Here is a 15,322-nt window from a genome sequence, read left to right on the forward strand (position 1 = left end):
GGCTCCGATCACGCAAGATCCGGCCCTGTTCACGCGAGTTCCGGTTTTGCTCACGCGAGTTCCGGTTCTGCTCACGCGAGTTCCGGCCCTGTTCACGCGAGTTCCGGCTCCGATCACGCGAGTTCCGGATTCAGGGGGCCGCGTTCATCAGGTCGAGCGCGGTCTGCTGCCGGGCCGCGTCGGCCTGGTCGAACGGGCCGGCCCACATCAGGCCGTAGGCGTCGGCGCTGGTGCGGTCGTTCGCGTACGCCGAGTTCGCCTGGCGCTGCAGGTAGGCCGTGTACGGGTGGTCCGGCAGGGCCGCGTTCAGCACCGCCAAGTCGCGGACGTACACGCCCTTGAACGTCGGGCCGTCGAGACCGCCGCCGCCCGCCGTTTCGCCCGGGTCGCGGAGGATGCCGCCCGGGTTCAGCGACGCGTTCGTCGTCGACGCGTTCGCCATCGCGCGGGCCTTCGTCAGCAGGCTCGCGTCGCCGGTGGCGCGGGACAGCTCGGTCAGCGCGGCCAGGGGCACGCCCTGGTTGTACGTCCAGACCGGCTGGCCGTTGTTGCGGCACGTCGCCATGTCAAGGCCGTCGTTCACCAGGTTCGCGCTGGTGATCACGCCGCTGGCGGAGAACCACGACCAGCCCGCGCGGGCGCGCGCCAGGTAGGCCGTGTCACCCGGGATGCGGTTGTGCAGGGCCGCGTTCAGCTGGATGTACAGCGAGTTCGGGATGGCGTTCTTCGTCTGGCGGCCGGTGTTCCACCAGACCCCGCCGCCGCAGACTCCGTCCCAGTAGGCGGACATGTGGTCGGCGTCGGCGCGGGCGGTGGTCAGGTACCGGCTGTCGCCGGTGAGGTCGTACGCGTCGACCCACGCCAGGCCCCACCACGCCGTGTCGTCCAGGTAGTCGTTGCGGAAGCTGCCGCCCTGCGCTCCCAGGTTCTTCGTGTACGTCGTGTCGATCGCGTAGCGGTAGCTGCCCATGCCGCTGACCCGGACGTTGTCGATGAGCGCGGTCAGCGCGTTGGCGGAGTTCCACCAGCCGGTCGTGTCGAACAGGCCGGTGTTCTGGTTGTAGCGCTCCATCAGCGCCGTCGCGGCCGCGGTGCGGCGGTCCCGGGCGTTCCACGTCGGGCGGGCCCAGCCGGTGCAGGCGATCGTCCCCGAACCGGCAGGCTGGCCGCACGCGCGCAGCAGGCCGACGCCCCGGTTCGCCCAGTCGTCGGCGTTGTACATCAGGGTCCGCCAGCCGGTCGCGCCCGACGGTGTCGCGGTGTCGCCGAGTTTGCTGCCGGAGGCCCACGTGCGCCCGGCGTCGAACGAGCGGTCCAGCCAGACGTGGTCGCCGGCCGCGCCGCCGGTGATGGCGGCCCAGCCCATGTCGTCGCCGTCGTCGAGGTGCAGGGAGATCCGGCGGCCGCCGACACCGGCGGAAGCGCCTTCGCGGTCGCCGGGGGAGAGGGCGGGATCCCGGGCGTCGCAGTACTTGCCGCAGATCGCGGCGGCCGGCGCGGCCGGGGTGGCCGCCGGTGTGGCGGCCAGGACGAGGGTCATCAGGGGGACGAGGAACTGCATCGGTCACCTTCCACGCTGAAGGGGCGATACCTCCATTGTGGGCGGCCGATATCAGTGGTCCAGTCCTTTTCGGGACAGGTTCCGCGACAGATTCCCGTCCGCGGGCCGTGTGGCGCCGCCGCCGGGCGGGTATTCCGGGCGCATGACGAATCTCGACGACACCACGACCGCGAAGCTCGACGAATTCGTGCTCGCCCGGCTCGCGGAGGACGAAGAGCGCGTCCGGGCGGGCGAACTGCCGCTGATCGACGAGGCCGAGCGACGCGGGCGGCTGCGGATCATGTACGCCGACGACGAGGACGGGCTGCTGCTGGCCGGCGGGCCGGTCGAGGCGATGGAGGACCGGCACCCGGTGCCGTTCGCCGAGAAGGCCGAGTTCCTGCGCCGGGAGATCCAGGACGCGCACGACGACGTGTCCGTCAAGCTGATCGCGTCGGTGTACGAGGCCCACCCCGACTGGCGCGACGAGTGGCGCCCGTGAGGTGAGGGCCGCGCGGGTCTTCGCCGACCGGGCCGACGGCGGCCGCTGCCTGGCGGAGGAGCTGCGGCACCGCACCTGGGCCGACCCGCTCGTGCTCGGGCTGGCCCGCGGCGGGGTCCCGGTCGCCGCCGTCGTCGCCCGGCGGCTCGGCGCCGGCCTGGATGTCGCGGTCGCGCGCAAGATCGGCGCTCCGGGCCGTCGTGAATACGGCGTCGGCGCGGTGACCGCGGAGGGCCCGGCGATCTACGACGAAGCCGCCCTGCACACCCTCCGGCTCACGGCCGCCCGGCTGGCCTGGACCGAGGCGGGGGAGCGGGCGGAGGCGCGCCGCCGGCTCGGGCGTTACCGGGCCGGCCGGCCGGCCGCCGTCCTGGCCGGGCGCGACGTCATCGTCGTCGACGACGGCCTGGCGACCGGCGTGACGGCGACGGCGGCCCTGCGTGACGTCCGGGAAGGCCGGCCGCGAAGGCTTGTCTTCGCCACACCCGTCGCCGCGCCGGGCGCAGCCGACCGCGTGCGCGCCGAAGCCGACGACGTCGTCTGCGTCGCCGAGCCGCCGGGCTTTCGCGCGGTCGGCCAGTGGTACGCAGATTTCCGCCAGACGAGTGATGACGACGTGCTGGATCTGCTGTTCCGGTGAACTGTGGGCCTCCACAGAGGACAGCCGGTGACGTGCTGCTCCACCCGGGTCGGTCCGGATTGACCGGGTGGGTGACGGGGTATCACCCGTCGGAGGCACCGACCGGGGAAGCAGGTGCGGGATGATGGAACGGGATGGACTCGGCCCGGCAGCGCGCGGCCTGCGGCAGTACCTGCTGGCCGTGGCGGCGAAGCTGGACGCGCCGGCCTGGTTCTGCGAGGTCGACGTCCCGGCTGGCGCGTACGTCGCCCTGGAGCAACGGCTCGCCCGCTTCCCGGACCACGAAACGGCCCTGCTGTGGGACGAGCGCGACGGCTGGGCCGCAGCGGTCGAATCGGCGACCGGCGACGACCTGATCGTGCTGGCCTACCTCGGCCAGGACGTCCTGCCCCCGCCGGAAGCCGTGGAGACGTTCGTGAAGGACCTCTACCGGGAGGGGTACCCAGGCCGCCCGGACCCCCCGGACTTCCGCAGACCCGGCACCCCGGACGGCTTCGACGACCGCCTGGCCGCCCACGCCGGCGACCCCGTCGGCCGCGCCTGACTCACCGCTGAATCACCGCGGCGGCAGTACGCAGAACTCGTTGCCCTCCGGGTCGGCCAGCACGATCCACGGGTCGTCCGGCGGGTCGTCGAGGACCTTCGCCCCCAGCATGACCAGGCGTTCCACCTCCGCGCGCTGGTCGCGATCCACCGGCGCCAGGTCCAGGTGCAGGCGGTTCTTGCCGGCCTTCTCCTCCGGCACCGGCTGGAACAGCAGGGCCGGGCCCTCCTCGAAGTCGACTTGCCGATACGTCGTGCCGTGGGAGTCGGTCCAGGTTCTCGCCTTGCCGTTGCCCAGGGCCGCCGCCCAGAACCCGGCCAGCAGGTCCGGCCGGCGGCAGTCGATCGCCACCGCGAGCATGCGCGTGGCCGTCATGAAGCCGCCACGATGCGGTTGACGGCCTCGGCCACGAGTTCCGGTTCGGACACCGTCACCGTCAAGCCGGGGTGGCGGATGCGGCCCCACGGGTCGATGCCCGCCACCGGCTCGCGGAAGCGCAGGCAGACGCCGCCGCGGGTCGTCGTGCCGAACGTCAGGCCGCGGTCGGCGAGCGACAGGCGGACGCCGAGGCCGCGCAGGGCGCTGTACGGGCCGGTTGCTTCCGCGCCGGCGAGGTTGGCCAGCGGGGTCTCGACCCGCCAGGGCCCGAACCGGACGCGCAAACCCGCGGCGTCCAAGTCCAGGCCGCTGCCCGGGCCCAGCAGGCGCTGCAGCAACGGGAACGGCACGGCGAAGTCCGCGTGGAGCTTGTGGTGCACGACGACCGTGTGCCGCTCCACGCCCGCGCTCATGCGCCTCCGCCCAGCGGCGGGACGTCGGTTTCGTCGTCGGCCGGGAGCTCGGGGTCGCGCCACTCCTCGGCGTGGGACGGGCCGTTGCCCTGCAGGGCGCCCCGCAGTTCGGCCTTCTGCGCGTCGTCCTCCCGCGGCGAATGCCGGTCGCTTTCGCGGTGCATGGGAACCTCCTTCACGCGTGTTCTCCCGCGGCTACCCGGTGCTCGGCCGCCGAAACGGCCGCGCTCACCGGGCCGCGGCCCGGTTGACGGCCCGCGCGGCGACGATGCCGAGCACCAGCCCGGCGACCGCGGTCAGGCCGTGCAGCCAGTTGTCCGCCCAGTTCAGGTTGATCGGGTCTTCGGGGTTGACGATCGCGGTCGCCAGGATCCCGTAGGCGGTCATGCCGGTGAAGCCGACGAACAGCACCCAGCAGTAGATGATCGCCCCGGTGCGCCGGGTCGCGGCCAGCAACCCGAGCACGCCGACCGCCGTGTGGACGAGGTTGAGCAGCGGGGTGACGCTGAAGATCCACACGGCGCGGCTCGTCTCGTGCCCGACCGCGGCGGTTTCCGGGGTCAGGAACCCGGCGATCCCCAGCGCGAGGTACAGCAGCCCGAGCACGGCGACGACCGGGCGCAGCCAGGTCGCCCCGGGCCGGGGACGGGTCTCGGCGGACGTCATGGGTGCCTCCTTCTCGCTCGGGGCGCGGATACCCGCGGTAGCCGGGGAGAAACGGGGGAGTGAAAAGGGCCGGACGGCGGGCTGGGGGAGCCGCCGTCCGGCCCGTGGCCGGGACCCGCGCCCGGTCCCTGCAGCCGGACGCGGGTCCCTGGTCTCAGGGGGAACGCCAGTCGTGATCGCGGTACGCGGTGCCGTGCTGGGCGCCCATCAGCAGCAGGCCGCCGTCGACGACGAGCGACGTGCCGGTGATGTACCCGGCCGCCGGGGTGGCCAGGAACGCGACCGCGGCCGCCACCTCGGCCGCGTGGCCCGGGCGCCCGAGCGGGATGCCGGGCCGGTCCTGCTCGCGCGGGTCGGCGTCGGTCTGGCCGGTCATCGGCGTCGAGATCTCGCCCGGTGCCACCGAATTCACCGTGATGCCGTGCTCGGCCAGCTCCAGCGCGAGCACCTGGGTCAGCGCGCCCGCCCCGGCCTTCGCGGCGCAGTAGGGCGCGGCGCCGACCCGCGGCACGTGCTCGTGGACGCTGGTGATGGTGATGATCCGGCCGCCGCGGCCGGCGTCGATCATGTGCCGCGCCGCGCGTTGCGAGAGCAGGAAGACGCCGTCGAGGTCGACGTCGAGGACCTGGCGCCACTTCTCGTAGCTGAGCTCCGTGACGCGCTCGCTGCTGCCGGTGCCGGAACAGTTGACCAGGACGTCGATCCCGCCGAGGTCGCCGGCGAACGCGTCGACGACGTCGGCGGCCCCGGGCAGCCGGGTCAGGTCGAGCTGCCGGACGTGTGCGGTCACCCCGCGCGACCGGACCTCGGCGGCGGTTTCTTCCGCGCCGCCGGCGTCCGAGTGGTAGGTGAGGCCGACGTCCAGGCCACCGCCGGCGAGGGCGACAGCAACCGCGCGGCCGATGCCGGAGTCGGCACCGGTGACGACGGCGCGTCGCGGCGAAGCGGCTTCGGCGGGCAGAGGTGCCGGGAGCGACACGGGCAGCTCCTTTCGTCGCCGGTCGGCTACCACCCCGCCCGGCGCCTAAACGCGGCGGCCGCCCCGCCGGGCGCCACCGCACCGCGGGCCCCACACGCGTTCACCCGGCGGGGGAGCAGCCGGTGCTGTCCGGAGCGTGTGTCGACCGGAAGTCGGGGTAATCGCGCCATTCCCGAACGGAAGGAGAGCTCCCGTGAGCAAGCCGAACCCGATCGAACTGCAGAAGTACCTGTCGGGCGTCGACTACCCGGCGCAGCGTGACGACCTGGTGCAGGCGGCCGAGAAGAACGGTGCCGACTCGGACACCCTCGACATCGTGCGCGGCCTGCCCGACCGGACCTACGAGGGGCCGAGCGGCGTGAGCAAGGAGATCGGCGGCTGACCCGCGCCCGCTGAGCCCGGGCGGGCTGCCGCCCGGGCCTAGCTCGGCGAACTCAGCGCGGCGTCTTCCGCCGCCAGGGCGCCGGGCAGGGCCAGCGCCGTCACCGCGCGGCAGACGTCGGCGGGGTCGATCGTGTCGAGGCAGGGGTGCCCCGGGACCGGGCAGACCCGCGCGCGGGTGGCGCGGCAGGGCGCCTGCTGGTCGCCGAGCACCACCGTGGGGACGCCGTAGGGCGCCCACCGCTCCTGCGGCACGACCGGGGCGAACAGCGACACCACCGGGGTGCCCGCCGCCGCGGCGAGGTGCGCCGGGCCCGTGTTGGGGGCCACCACGACCTGCGCACCGGACAGCACCGCCGCCAGTTCCGCCAGCGACGTCCGGCCGCCGAGGTTCACCGCCGACGTGCCGGCGACCTCCTGGGTCAGCACCCGATCCGCCGGCGCGCCCGTCACGAGCACCCGGTGCCCGTCGGCCACGAGGGCACGCACGGTCTCGCGGCTCCACGACGACGAAGGCTGGCGGGCGGGGACCGACGCCGCCGGGTGCACCACGACGTACCGCCCGCCGCCGGTCAGCCGGCTGACGTCCGGCAACGGCCGGTGCAGCGCCAGGGCGCCGTGGTCGTCCGGCGGCAGCGAGAACCCGGCGGCTTCGGCGAGGGAAAGCATGCGGACCGGCTCCGGGGGATCGCCGTCGACGCGGTGACGCAGGTCGAGCAGGCTGCCCGGGTAGTCCTCGGAAATCGCGCCGATCCACGGCACCCCGGCCTGCCGCAGCAGCAGCGCCAGCGGCAGCGGTGACTGGTGGAACGACGTCAGGATCAGCGCCCGGTCGAACGCCCCGCCCCGGACGAGCTCGACGAACGCGCCGGTGTCGGCCGCGGTCACCGGCGGTGGCTCGGGGTCGATCCAGGGCGCGGTCCAGGTGAGCAGGTCGGCCACCCCCGGCAGCAGTTCGCCGGCGGCCCGGCCGTGCGGGCCGGTCAGCAGCGTCACGTGCGCTCCGGACGCGGCGACCGCGCGGACGCAGGGCCCGGCGAGCAGGACGTCCCCGAGGTTGTCCTGGCGGGCGACGAGCACCCGGGTCATCCGGCGACCCCGGCGACGCGCAGCGCTTCGGACAGGTCGCGGGCGACGGCGGCGTGCCGGCGGGCCCGGGCGATCTCCGGTTCGAGCGTGCGGGCGGTCGGCACCAGCACCGCCCGCGCCCCGGCGGCGAGGGCGGCGTCGACGTCGGCGCCGGTGTCGCCGATGACCACGCAGGACGCGGGGTCGACGCCGAGTTCCCCGGCGGCCTTCAACACCATGCCGGGCGCGGGTTTGCGGCACGCGCAGCCGTCGCCGTCGTCGTGGACGCAGACCTGCCAGGTGCCGAACGGGCCGAAGAGTTCCTTGACGCGGGCGTTCACCGCGGCGAGCTGCTCGGGGGTGATCAGTCCTTTCGCGACACCGGACTGGTTGCTCACCACGCCGACCGGGACCCCGCGCTCCCGCAGGCCGCGGACGAGCTCGACCGCGCCGGGCACCGGGCGGACGCCGTCCGGGTCGTTCAGGTAGGGGACGTCGACGATCAGCGTGTCGTCCCGGTCGAACAGCACGGCCACCGGCGGCCGCGGGCGCCGGGCCGCGATTTCCCCGCGCAGCCGGTGGTAGCACGCGGCGGGCGGGATCAGGGCGCTGGTGACGACCATGCGCGCCACCTCGCCGGGGGTCCGCGGGCCCGGCCGGATCCGGCGGGTCGCGAACTCCGCCGTCAGCCCGGCCCACACGCCGGCCGCGAGCAGCGCCTTGCCGCGCCGGCGCAGCACCGGCAGCGCGAGCGCGGCCAGACCGGCCACTGTGGACAGTGCGTGCAGGCCGAGCCGGCCGTGCCCGGCACCGGTCTGCTGCCGCCAGAGCACGCCGTGCTTGGCCCGCATCAGCGCGTTGTCGGCGTTGCCGCGCTGGGCTTTCAGGCTGTAGAAGAACCCGGCCCGCCGGGCCGGGTGGGTGGTCCGCCGTTCGCCCTGGTCGATCCGGTGCCCCGCTTCGGCGACGCGCAGCGCGAGGTCGGAGTCCTCGCGGAAGGCGCGCGGGAACCGCTCGTCGAAGCCGCCGGCCTCGACGAGCGCGTGGCGTCGGTAGGCCATGTCCGCGGTGATCCACCGCGCGTGCTCGAGCCCCGCGGTGCCGCGCTCGTCGTCGGTGGGCCGCCGGTCCGCGGGCAGCGGAACCGTGATGCGGCCCTGCGACGCGGCGACGTCCGGAGGCAGGGGGATGAGGTCGTCGGCGAGCCGGCGCGGCCAGTCGGGCGCGAGCACGACGTCGTCGTCGACGAAGGCGATCCACTCGCTCTTCGCGGTGCGCCAGCCGAGGTTGCGGGCCGCCGCCGGGCCGCGCCCGCCGGAGCGGAGCACGCGGACCCCTTCGGGGACGGCGAGTTCGCCGCCGGCCGGCCGGTCGTCGACGACGAGGATTTCCGCCGGCCGCGGGCCTTCCCCGCCGAGCAGGGTGTCCAGCAGTGGCCGAAGCGTCCCCCGGCCCGTCGTGGGGATCACCACGGTGTAGTCGAGCGAAGCAGTCACCGGATGCGGATACCCCCGGCGGAGGTGATCAAACGGCGTGTCGAAGTCCCCGCACCCGGGTAACCGCCGGGCGACGAGAAGGAGGTGCGGATGACCGCGGGGACGATCGAAATCCGGAACCCGGCCGACGGCAGCGTGGTGGGCAGTGTGCCGACCGCGGGCGAAGACGAGATCGCCGAAACGCTCACGCTGGCGAACGGGATGAAAGCGCAGTGGGCGCGGACGCCGGCCGCCGAGCGCGGCGCGCTGCTGCACACGGCCGCCGAACGGCTGCGCGCGCACGCCGACGAGCTGGCGAAGGCGAACGAAGCGGAAACCGGGCGCCCCCGGGGCGAAGCGCGCGAAGGGGTGCTCGCCGGCGCGGGCACGCTGGACCAGTACGCCGAGCTCGGCCCGGTCCACCGCGGCCGCAGCCTGCTCGGCGACGTGGGCGCGACCGACCTGATGGTGCCGGAGCCGCGGGGCGTCGTCGTGGCGCTCACGCCCTGGAACGACCCGGTCGCGGTCGCCTGCGGGCTCATCGGGGCCGCCCTGGCCACCGGGAACACGGTGGTGCACAAGCCGAGCGAGCGGGCACCGCACACGGGACAGCTGCTGGGCGAGGTCCTCGCCGGCGTCTTCCCGGGTGGCGTCTTCCAGACGCTGCACGGCGACGGCGGCGTCGGCGCGATCCTGGCGATGCGCGACGACGTCGACGTGCTCGCGCACGTAGGCAGCACGGCGACCGGCCGGTCGATCGCGGCGAGCGCGGCCGCGACGGGCGCGAAGACGTTGTTGGAGAACGGCGGCAACGACCCGCTCCTGATCGACGAGGACGTCGACCCGGCGTGGGCGGCCGGTCAGGCAGCGCTGGGCGCGTTCGCCAACTCGGGCCAGATCTGCGTGGCGGTGGAGCGCATCTACGTGTGTTCGGCGATCGCGGAGCCGTTCCTGGCGGCCCTGGTGAAGGAGGCCGAGTCCCGGACGCCGGCCCCGCTGGTGGACCGGCGCCACCGCGACCACGTGCACTCGCACGTGTCGGACGCGCTCTCGCGAGGGGCCCGCCTGCTGACCGGCGGAGCGGTACCGGACGGCCCGGGCGCGCATTACCCGGCGACGGTGCTCACGGAGTGCACGCCGGAGCTGCGGGTGATGGCGGAGGAGACGTTCGGCCCGGTGGCGCCGGTGCAGGTGGTCCCGAACTTCGACGCGGGCCTGGCGGAGGCGGCGAAGGGCGAGTACGGACTGGCAGCGACGGTCCTGACGGGCTCGATGGCGAACGCACAGCGTGCGTGGCGCGAGCTTCCGGCGGGAACGGTGAAGGTGAACAACGTGTTCGGCGGCGCACCGGGCGGCGCGGCGCACCCGCGCGGCCGCAGCGGCAACGGGTACGGGTACGGGCCGGAGCTGCTGGACGAGCTGACCCAGACGAAGCTCGTGCACATCGCCCCGCCGGCATGACGCGGCCGGAAAGACGCGGGGGGCCCGGCCCGGAGAGCGGGCCGGGCCCGGGGGAGCCGGTCGGGGGTGCTTCGGTGGGTTCGGAGGAGCAGCGGGGCCGCGGCCGGCCTGGGTCGGCCGGCGGTCGGCGAGATGCCGGCTCTGCGGCGGAGGCGGATGTGCGCGAGCGCCCCGGCCCTTCCCCGGCCCGGCACCCTCGCAGCCGGGCCCTCATCACCCGTGTCGCCCAAGCCTTCCGGGCCGACCCCGCCGACTCATCCGACCCCGCCGACTCCTCAGCGGACAACGAACGCCACGACCGGTCCCCGTTCGGCTGGTTCGCCCGGGCCCTCCGGGTCCCCGGACAGGAACGGCGGGTGCTCGTCCAGAGCGCCAAAGCCACCCTGGCCGCGTCCGCCGCCTGGCTGCTGGCCACCCTCGTTCTGCGTCTCCCGCAGCCCTTCCTCGCTCCCTACGCCGCCGTCTTCCTCGTCGAAGCCACCGTCTACCGGTCGCTCCGGGGCTGGCTGCAGCAGGTCGGGTCGGTTGCCACCGGTGTGCTTCTCGCCGCCGTGGCCGCTCAGCTCATCCCCTGGCAGGCCGTTGCGCTCGCCGTCGTCGTCTTCGTCGGGTTGCTGGCCGGGAGCTGGCGGCGGTTCGGGAGCGCCGGGGTGTGGGTCGGGGTCACCGGGATGCTGCTGATCTCCTACGGGACCGCCCGGGAACCCGTCCTGCTCGGCGATCGCCTGCTCGAAACCGCGCTGGGGGCGGCCATCGGGGTGGCCGTCAACACGCTGATCTTCCCGCCGCTCTACGGGGAACGGCTGGCCGCCGCGGCCGGGCGGCTGGCCACCGCGCTGGCCGGGCTGCTCGAGTCGCTCTCCGATGTCGTGCGGCGGGACGAACCGCCCGAAGACCTCGATCACCTGCTGTCGCAGGCGCAGGACGCGCGCAGCCAGGTGCTGGCCGCCGAAGAAGCCGTCGGGCTGACCCAGGAAGGGCGGCGGCTGAACCTGCGGCGGGGGCGGCCGATCGCCGGGGCGCGGCACGAACGTCCGCTGCGGACGCTGCTCGGGCTGTGGCCCGCCGTCTCGCAGCTGATCTCCGCCGTGCGGACCACCGCCGGCCGGCGGGAACACCCCTTCGAGTACCCCTGGCCCGACGCGCGGGAAGCGCTGGCCGACCTGATGCACCACCTGGGCGGTGCCGTGCAGGCGGTGGCGCTCGTGGGGGAGCCCGTCGAACTGGACGAATGCCGCGCGCTGCTCGCCAAGCTGGAGAACCGGCTGCTGACGGCCGAAGACGACGGCGTGCCCGCCCGGCTCGGCCTCGGCACCATGATCCTGCCCGCCCGGCTGCTGGTGGAGCAGCTCGAACAACGCTGAAGGCCGCCCCGGGGGAGCGGCCTTCAGCGGTTCACTGGATCGCGACCGCGTCGGCTTCCGAGCGGTGCCGGCTGCAGGCGGTGCACACCATCGTCTGGCCCAGCAGGGTGCCGTCGCCGGACACCAGCCGGGCGACGTGCAACGCGGGCAGGCCGCACTCCTCGCACGGGATCGGCTTGCTGTCTCGGCTGATCATGACGCGGTTCGGCATCGGTGGAGCCCCCTGACGAGGTTCGAAGGTACCGGGCGGTTACCCAGTGGCCTGCGCCACACTCGTCCGGAGCAACGACGTCACTCGAAAGGAGTAGTCATTCCGCCGGGTATTGCTCGCGCAGCAGGTCCGCCAGGTGGACGGCGTTGCGGACCAGGGTCGCGTTCGTCGAAGCGACGGCCTTGGGGGTCTCGTCGAGGTCCTGGTAGTCGCCGCCCTGCATGGCTTCGCCGTTCCAGTAGGTGGCGCCTTGGGCCGGGACGGTGAACCCGGTGTCGTTCAGCGCCTGGAACAGGTCCGCGATGATCTTGTGGGCGCCGTCCTCGTTGCCCACCACCGCGGCCACCGCGACCTTGCCGAACATCGCCGGCCGGCCCCGGTCGTCGGTTTCGGACAGTTCCGCGTCGAGCCGCTCCAGGACCCGCTGCGCCACGCTCGACATGTGGCCCACCCACGTCGGGGTGGCGATCAGCAGGATGTCCGCGGCCGCAATCTTCTGCCGGATACCGGGCCACGCGTCGCCGTCGCCCATGTCCGCTTCGACACCCGGGCGGACGTCGTGGTCGACGACGCGGACCAGCTCGCCGGTCGCGCCGCGCTCGGCGAAGAGGTCGAGCAGCTGGTGCGCGATGAGATCGCTGCTCGACTTCGCCGGCGACGGCTTGAGCGTGCAGGTCAGCGCGAGGACGCGCAATGTCATGAGAGCCTCCTGGGATGGGTGCCGACGCCGATGTGGGTGAACCCCGCGGCGGCGAGCGTGTCGGGGTCGAGCAGGTTGCGCGTGTCGACGACGACCGTCCGGTCGGCGGACGCGGCCAGCCGGGCCCAGTCGAGGTCCCGGAATTCCGGCCACTCGGTGAGTACGACGAGCGCCGCGGCGTCCTTGGCCACCAGGTACGGGTCGTCGACGACCTGGACCGCGCCCATCCCCGGCACGCACGAGACGGCCGGGTCGTGTGCGGTCAGTTCCGCGCCCGCGCGGGCCAGGTCGTCGGCCACCGCCAGCGCGGGGGAGTCGCGCAGGTCGCCGGTGCCCGCCTTGAAGGCCAGGCCCAGCAGGCCGATGCGGGCGCCGGCGAGGGAACCCGCCGCCGAGCCGGTGACCGCCTGCCGCACGGCGCGCACCACCCGGGCGCGCTGCCGGGCGTTGACGCGGACCGCGTCACGCAGGATGCCGAAGTCGACGCCCGCCGACTCGGCCGCGTGCAGCAGCGCCGAGGTGTCCTTCGGCAGGCACGAACCGCCCCAGCCGGGGCCCGGCGCAAGGAACTCCGGGCCGATCCGCGCGTCGAGGCCCATGGTGCGCGAGACTTCGCGGACGTCCGCGCCGAACCGCTCGCACAGTTCGGCGAGGACGTTCACATAGGACAGTTTCACGGCGAGGAACGCGTTGCTGGCGTACTTCGCGAGTTCGGCGCTGGCCGAGTCGGTCGCCACGACGGGGGCGCCGGTCGGCTCGTACAGCCGCGCGACCCGTTGCGCCGCCGGGGATTCCGCCGGGTCGGTGCCGACCACCACCCGGTCCGGGTGCAGGAAGTCCTCGACGGCGTGGCCTTCGCGGAGGAACTCCGGGTTGGCCACGACCGGCAGGTCGTCCCGGCCCAGCAGGTGCGGCAGCCGCGCCGCGGTGCCGACCGGCACCGTCGACTTGGTCACCACCACGCAGCCGGGCCGCAGCAGCCGGCCGAGCTGCGGCAGGACGTGTTCGAGCACGCCGAGGTCGGGGCGCCCGTCTTCGGCCGGCGGCGTCGGCAGGCACAGGAACACCAGGTCCGCGCCGTAGAGTTCGGCCTGGGCGGTGGTGAAGGTCAGCGTCCGGTCGCCGAGGCCCTGGGCGACCAGGTCGGCCAGGGCGGGCTCGGCGATCGACACGACCCCGCGGCCCAGTTCGTCCACTTTGGACTCGTCGGCGTCCACGCAGGTGACGCGGTGCCCGAGCCGGGCGAAGCAGGCGGCACTGGTCAGGCCGACGTAGCCCGCGCCGACGATCCCGATGTGCTCAGCCATGCGCCACCCTCGCTTCGAGGGCCGAACGCGCCGCGGCGAGCACGCGTTCTTCGCCCAGCAGGAGGAGCCCGCCGTCGGGCTCCTCGCCGTGCGGGTCGCCGACGTTGCCAGCCCAGAGCACGATGTGTTTCGGCGGGGGTTCCGGGTGGCGGCGCCCCCGGCCCGGGACGGAGCCCCGGATGTCACGGTGCTGCCGCGCGGACGGCGGCGGGCCCCACAGGCGGGGCGGGGTCGGGCCGAACAGCAGCACCGAGGGCGTGCCGAATGCCGTGGCGAGGTGCCCGACGCCGGTGTCGCCGCAGACGACCAGCGCCGCCCCGGCCACCAGCGCAGCCAGGTCCGCCAGGCCGGTGCGGCCGGCCAGCACGGCGTCCTCGCCGAGCCCGGCCGCCTCGGCGATCGAAACCGCCAGGTCGCGTTCGCCGGCGTTGCCGGTGAGCACCACGCGGTGCCCGGCCGCGGCCAGCTCACGGACCACGCCCGCGAACCGCTCCGGCGGCCAGCGCCGGGCGGGGAACGCCGCGCCGGGGTGCACCACGACCGCGTCCGGGACCGGGTTCGGCCCCGGCGGCACCGGCAGGCTCAGCGCCGACCGGTCCGCCTCCAGGTGGTGGTACTCGACGAGCCGGCACCAGCGGTCGACCTCGTGCACGTCGGCGCGCCAGTCCAGGCCCGGCACGTCGGGGAAGTCGGGGTGGCGGTGGGTGAGCAGCTCGGCGGGGTCGGTGGCCAGCAGGTCGTGGATGCTCTCCGGGCCGCTGCCGTGCAGGTTCACCGCGAGCCGCGGCGGCGGGCCCGGCCAGTCCAGCTCCCCGAGCCCGGGTGTCGGCAGCAGCTCGTCGACCGCGTCGATCAGCTCCACCAGGTCGCGCAGCTGCTCCGGCGCGGCCAGCACCAGCCGGTCGCCGGGGCAGGCCGCACGCAGGGCGCGCAACGCCGGGACCGCCGTCAGCAGGTCCCCGACGCCGAGCGCGCGCAGCACGAGGACCGCGGCACTCACGGCCACGACCCCTCCTCCGACGCGCACACGACCAGCTCGCGGACTTCGGCGCCCGGCGGCTGCTGCAGCGCGAACACCACGGTGTTCGCGACGTGCTCGGGCTGGTTGAGCTTCGCGTCCGGACCCGGCTTGTACTGGTCGGTGCGGTCGTCGAAGAAGTGCGTCCACATCCCGCCCGGGACGAGCAGCGTGACGCCGACGCGCCCGGCCAGCTCGGCGGCGAGCGCGCGGGTGAACCCGACGACGCCGAACTTCGAGGCGCAGTAAGCGGTCGCGTCGCTCACCGCCTTGATGCCCAGCGTGGACGCGACGGTGACGACCGTGCCGTGCGAACGTTCCAGGTAGGGGAGCGCGGCGCGGATCACCGCGGCCGTGCCGAACAGGTTCACCTTGACGACCCGCTCCCAGTCCTCTGTGGACACTTCGCCGAGCGGGCCGCAGGCGTCGGTGCCGGCGGCGGTGAAGACGCCGTCCAGGCCGCCCGCGCGCTCGGCGAGTTCCCGCACCGCGGCTTCGGTCGCCGCGGTGTCGGTCAGGTCGGCTTCCACGTATTCGGCCGGGTCCTCGGGACGGACGCGGTCGAGGACGTACGGGGTGCCGCCCGCCTTGCGGACGGCGTCGACGGTGGCGGCGCCGAGCCCGGAGGCGCCACCGGTGATCAGGACGTTGCCGAGGGGTCGCATCGCACTCCTT

19 protein-coding genes are annotated in these 15,322 nt (G+C 74.4%); 6 read left to right on the forward strand and 13 right to left on the reverse strand.

All coding sequences use genetic code 11. The annotated features are described in order from the left end of the window. Positions 1-130: 130 nt before the first annotated feature. Positions 131-1,561, reverse strand: a complete 1,431-nt coding sequence (locus tag C2L59_RS08845; protein ID WP_103349022.1) for a glycoside hydrolase family 76 protein — start codon at positions 1,559-1,561, stop codon at positions 131-133. Between the two features lie 142 nt (positions 1,562-1,703). On the opposite strand from C2L59_RS08845, the gene C2L59_RS08850 reads away from it, so the two are divergent. The 3 genes from C2L59_RS08850 (at position 1,704) to C2L59_RS08860 (ending at position 3,226) form a co-directional block, all read left to right on the forward strand. After that, on the forward strand, positions 1,704-2,042 hold the full coding sequence (locus C2L59_RS08850; protein ID WP_103349023.1) for a DUF6221 family protein: 339 nt from the start codon (positions 1,704-1,706) through the stop codon (positions 2,040-2,042). Between the two features lies 1 nt (position 2,043). Then, the gene (locus tag C2L59_RS08855) at positions 2,044-2,682 is read left to right on the forward strand and encodes a phosphoribosyltransferase (protein WP_103349024.1); all 639 of its coding nucleotides are present in this window, start codon (positions 2,044-2,046) and stop codon (positions 2,680-2,682) included. A gap of 124 nt (positions 2,683-2,806) precedes the next feature. After that, positions 2,807-3,226 carry a DUF6292 family protein gene (locus tag C2L59_RS08860; protein ID WP_370444724.1) on the forward strand — a complete coding sequence of 140 codons (420 nt, stop codon included), beginning with the start codon at positions 2,807-2,809 and terminating at the stop codon, positions 3,224-3,226. A gap of 12 nt (positions 3,227-3,238) precedes the next feature. Here C2L59_RS08860 and C2L59_RS08865 read toward each other — a convergent pair whose 3' ends face one another. The 5 genes from C2L59_RS08865 to C2L59_RS08880 form a co-directional block, all read right to left on the reverse strand. After that, positions 3,239-3,601 (reverse strand): VOC family protein, encoded by a 363-nt coding sequence (locus C2L59_RS08865; protein WP_103349026.1) that lies wholly within the window; start codon positions 3,599-3,601, stop codon positions 3,239-3,241. Further along, a complete protein-coding gene (locus C2L59_RS08870; protein ID WP_103349027.1) occupies positions 3,598-4,017 on the reverse strand; it encodes a hypothetical protein in 420 nt (139 codons plus the stop codon). Before C2L59_RS08870 ends, C2L59_RS08865 begins: the two co-directional genes overlap by 4 nt. Beyond that, entirely contained in the window at positions 4,014-4,181 is a 168-nt protein-coding gene (locus C2L59_RS47835; protein ID WP_199198982.1) for a hypothetical protein, read from the reverse strand. The genes C2L59_RS08870 and C2L59_RS47835 overlap by 4 nt, the downstream gene beginning before the upstream one ends. A gap of 64 nt (positions 4,182-4,245) precedes the next feature. Next, positions 4,246-4,683 carry a DUF4383 domain-containing protein gene (locus C2L59_RS08875; RefSeq protein WP_103349028.1) on the reverse strand — a complete coding sequence of 146 codons (438 nt, stop codon included), beginning with the start codon at positions 4,681-4,683 and terminating at the stop codon, positions 4,246-4,248. A 154-nt stretch (positions 4,684-4,837) separates the two neighbouring features. Further along, positions 4,838-5,662: an SDR family oxidoreductase gene (locus C2L59_RS08880; protein ID WP_103349029.1), complete on the reverse strand. Its 825-nt coding sequence runs from the start codon at positions 5,660-5,662 to the stop codon at positions 4,838-4,840. A gap of 193 nt (positions 5,663-5,855) precedes the next feature. Here C2L59_RS08880 and C2L59_RS08885 point away from each other — a divergent pair, with 193 nt between their 5' ends. After that, positions 5,856-6,044, forward strand: coding sequence for a DUF2795 domain-containing protein (locus C2L59_RS08885; RefSeq protein WP_103349030.1), 189 nt, complete (start codon positions 5,856-5,858; stop codon positions 6,042-6,044). A 38-nt stretch (positions 6,045-6,082) separates the two neighbouring features. Here C2L59_RS08885 and C2L59_RS08890 read toward each other — a convergent pair whose 3' ends face one another. Together C2L59_RS08890 and C2L59_RS08895 are read right to left on the reverse strand one after the other, a co-directional pair. Then, entirely contained in the window at positions 6,083-7,132 is a 1,050-nt protein-coding gene (locus C2L59_RS08890; RefSeq protein ID WP_103349031.1) for a glycosyltransferase family 9 protein, read from the reverse strand. Continuing rightward, positions 7,129-8,607, reverse strand: a complete 1,479-nt coding sequence (locus C2L59_RS08895; RefSeq protein WP_103349032.1) for an HAD-IIIA family hydrolase — start codon at positions 8,605-8,607, stop codon at positions 7,129-7,131. Before C2L59_RS08895 ends, C2L59_RS08890 begins: the two co-directional genes overlap by 4 nt. A gap of 90 nt (positions 8,608-8,697) precedes the next feature. Between C2L59_RS08895 and C2L59_RS08900 the strand changes: the two genes are divergently transcribed. Both C2L59_RS08900 and C2L59_RS08905 read left to right on the forward strand, forming a co-directional pair. Continuing rightward, positions 8,698-10,047, forward strand: coding sequence for an aldehyde dehydrogenase (locus C2L59_RS08900; protein ID WP_103349033.1), 1,350 nt, complete (start codon positions 8,698-8,700; stop codon positions 10,045-10,047). A 356-nt stretch (positions 10,048-10,403) separates the two neighbouring features. Next, complete coding sequence (locus tag C2L59_RS08905; protein ID WP_233223354.1) at positions 10,404-11,411, forward strand: aromatic acid exporter family protein; 1,008 nt, start codon at positions 10,404-10,406, stop codon at positions 11,409-11,411. A gap of 31 nt (positions 11,412-11,442) precedes the next feature. Here the strand turns inward: C2L59_RS08905 and C2L59_RS08910 are convergent, their stop codons facing one another. The 5 genes from C2L59_RS08910 to C2L59_RS08930 form a co-directional block, all read right to left on the reverse strand. After that, positions 11,443-11,622 (reverse strand): hypothetical protein, encoded by a 180-nt coding sequence (locus C2L59_RS08910; RefSeq protein ID WP_103349034.1) that lies wholly within the window; start codon positions 11,620-11,622, stop codon positions 11,443-11,445. A gap of 97 nt (positions 11,623-11,719) precedes the next feature. Continuing rightward, positions 11,720-12,322: a flavodoxin family protein gene (locus C2L59_RS08915; RefSeq protein WP_103349035.1), complete on the reverse strand. Its 603-nt coding sequence runs from the start codon at positions 12,320-12,322 to the stop codon at positions 11,720-11,722. Further along, complete coding sequence (locus C2L59_RS08920; protein ID WP_103349036.1) at positions 12,319-13,629, reverse strand: UDP-glucose/GDP-mannose dehydrogenase family protein; 1,311 nt, start codon at positions 13,627-13,629, stop codon at positions 12,319-12,321. The genes C2L59_RS08915 and C2L59_RS08920 overlap by 4 nt, the downstream gene beginning before the upstream one ends. Beyond that, complete coding sequence (locus C2L59_RS08925) at positions 13,622-14,635, reverse strand: glycosyltransferase family 9 protein (protein WP_103349037.1); 1,014 nt, start codon at positions 14,633-14,635, stop codon at positions 13,622-13,624. The genes C2L59_RS08920 and C2L59_RS08925 overlap by 8 nt, the downstream gene beginning before the upstream one ends. Beyond that, entirely contained in the window at positions 14,626-15,312 is a 687-nt protein-coding gene (locus tag C2L59_RS08930) for an SDR family oxidoreductase (protein WP_103349038.1), read from the reverse strand. Before C2L59_RS08930 ends, C2L59_RS08925 begins: the two co-directional genes overlap by 10 nt. Between the last annotated feature and the right edge of the window lie 10 nt (positions 15,313-15,322).

This window comes from Amycolatopsis sp. CA-128772, assembly GCF_002904295.1.
Taxonomy (GTDB): domain Bacteria; phylum Actinomycetota; class Actinomycetes; order Mycobacteriales; family Pseudonocardiaceae; genus Amycolatopsis.

What these genes read in the sequence shown, in the direction of transcription:
- C2L59_RS08845 (WP_103349022.1), bottom strand. Translation starts at nt 1,561, where the DNA reads ATGCAGTTCCTCGTCCCCCTGATGACCCTCGTCCTGGCCGCCACACCG.
- C2L59_RS08850 (WP_103349023.1), top strand. Translation starts at nt 1,704, where the DNA reads ATGACGAATCTCGACGACACCACGACCGCGAAGCTCGACGAATTCGTG.
- C2L59_RS08860 (WP_370444724.1), top strand. Translation starts at nt 2,807, where the DNA reads ATGGAACGGGATGGACTCGGCCCGGCAGCGCGCGGCCTGCGGCAGTAC.
- C2L59_RS08865 (WP_103349026.1), bottom strand. Translation starts at nt 3,601, where the DNA reads ATGACGGCCACGCGCATGCTCGCGGTGGCGATCGACTGCCGCCGGCCG.
- C2L59_RS08870 (WP_103349027.1), bottom strand. Translation starts at nt 4,017, where the DNA reads ATGAGCGCGGGCGTGGAGCGGCACACGGTCGTCGTGCACCACAAGCTC.
- C2L59_RS47835 (WP_199198982.1), bottom strand. Translation starts at nt 4,181, where the DNA reads ATGCACCGCGAAAGCGACCGGCATTCGCCGCGGGAGGACGACGCGCAG.
- C2L59_RS08875 (WP_103349028.1), bottom strand. Translation starts at nt 4,683, where the DNA reads ATGACGTCCGCCGAGACCCGTCCCCGGCCCGGGGCGACCTGGCTGCGC.
- C2L59_RS08890 (WP_103349031.1), bottom strand. Translation starts at nt 7,132, where the DNA reads ATGACCCGGGTGCTCGTCGCCCGCCAGGACAACCTCGGGGACGTCCTG.
- C2L59_RS08900 (WP_103349033.1), top strand. Translation starts at nt 8,698, where the DNA reads ATGACCGCGGGGACGATCGAAATCCGGAACCCGGCCGACGGCAGCGTG.
- C2L59_RS08910 (WP_103349034.1), bottom strand. Translation starts at nt 11,622, where the DNA reads ATGCCGAACCGCGTCATGATCAGCCGAGACAGCAAGCCGATCCCGTGC.
- C2L59_RS08915 (WP_103349035.1), bottom strand. Translation starts at nt 12,322, where the DNA reads ATGACATTGCGCGTCCTCGCGCTGACCTGCACGCTCAAGCCGTCGCCG.
- C2L59_RS08920 (WP_103349036.1), bottom strand. Translation starts at nt 13,629, where the DNA reads ATGGCTGAGCACATCGGGATCGTCGGCGCGGGCTACGTCGGCCTGACC.
- C2L59_RS08930 (WP_103349038.1), bottom strand. Translation starts at nt 15,312, where the DNA reads ATGCGACCCCTCGGCAACGTCCTGATCACCGGTGGCGCCTCCGGGCTC.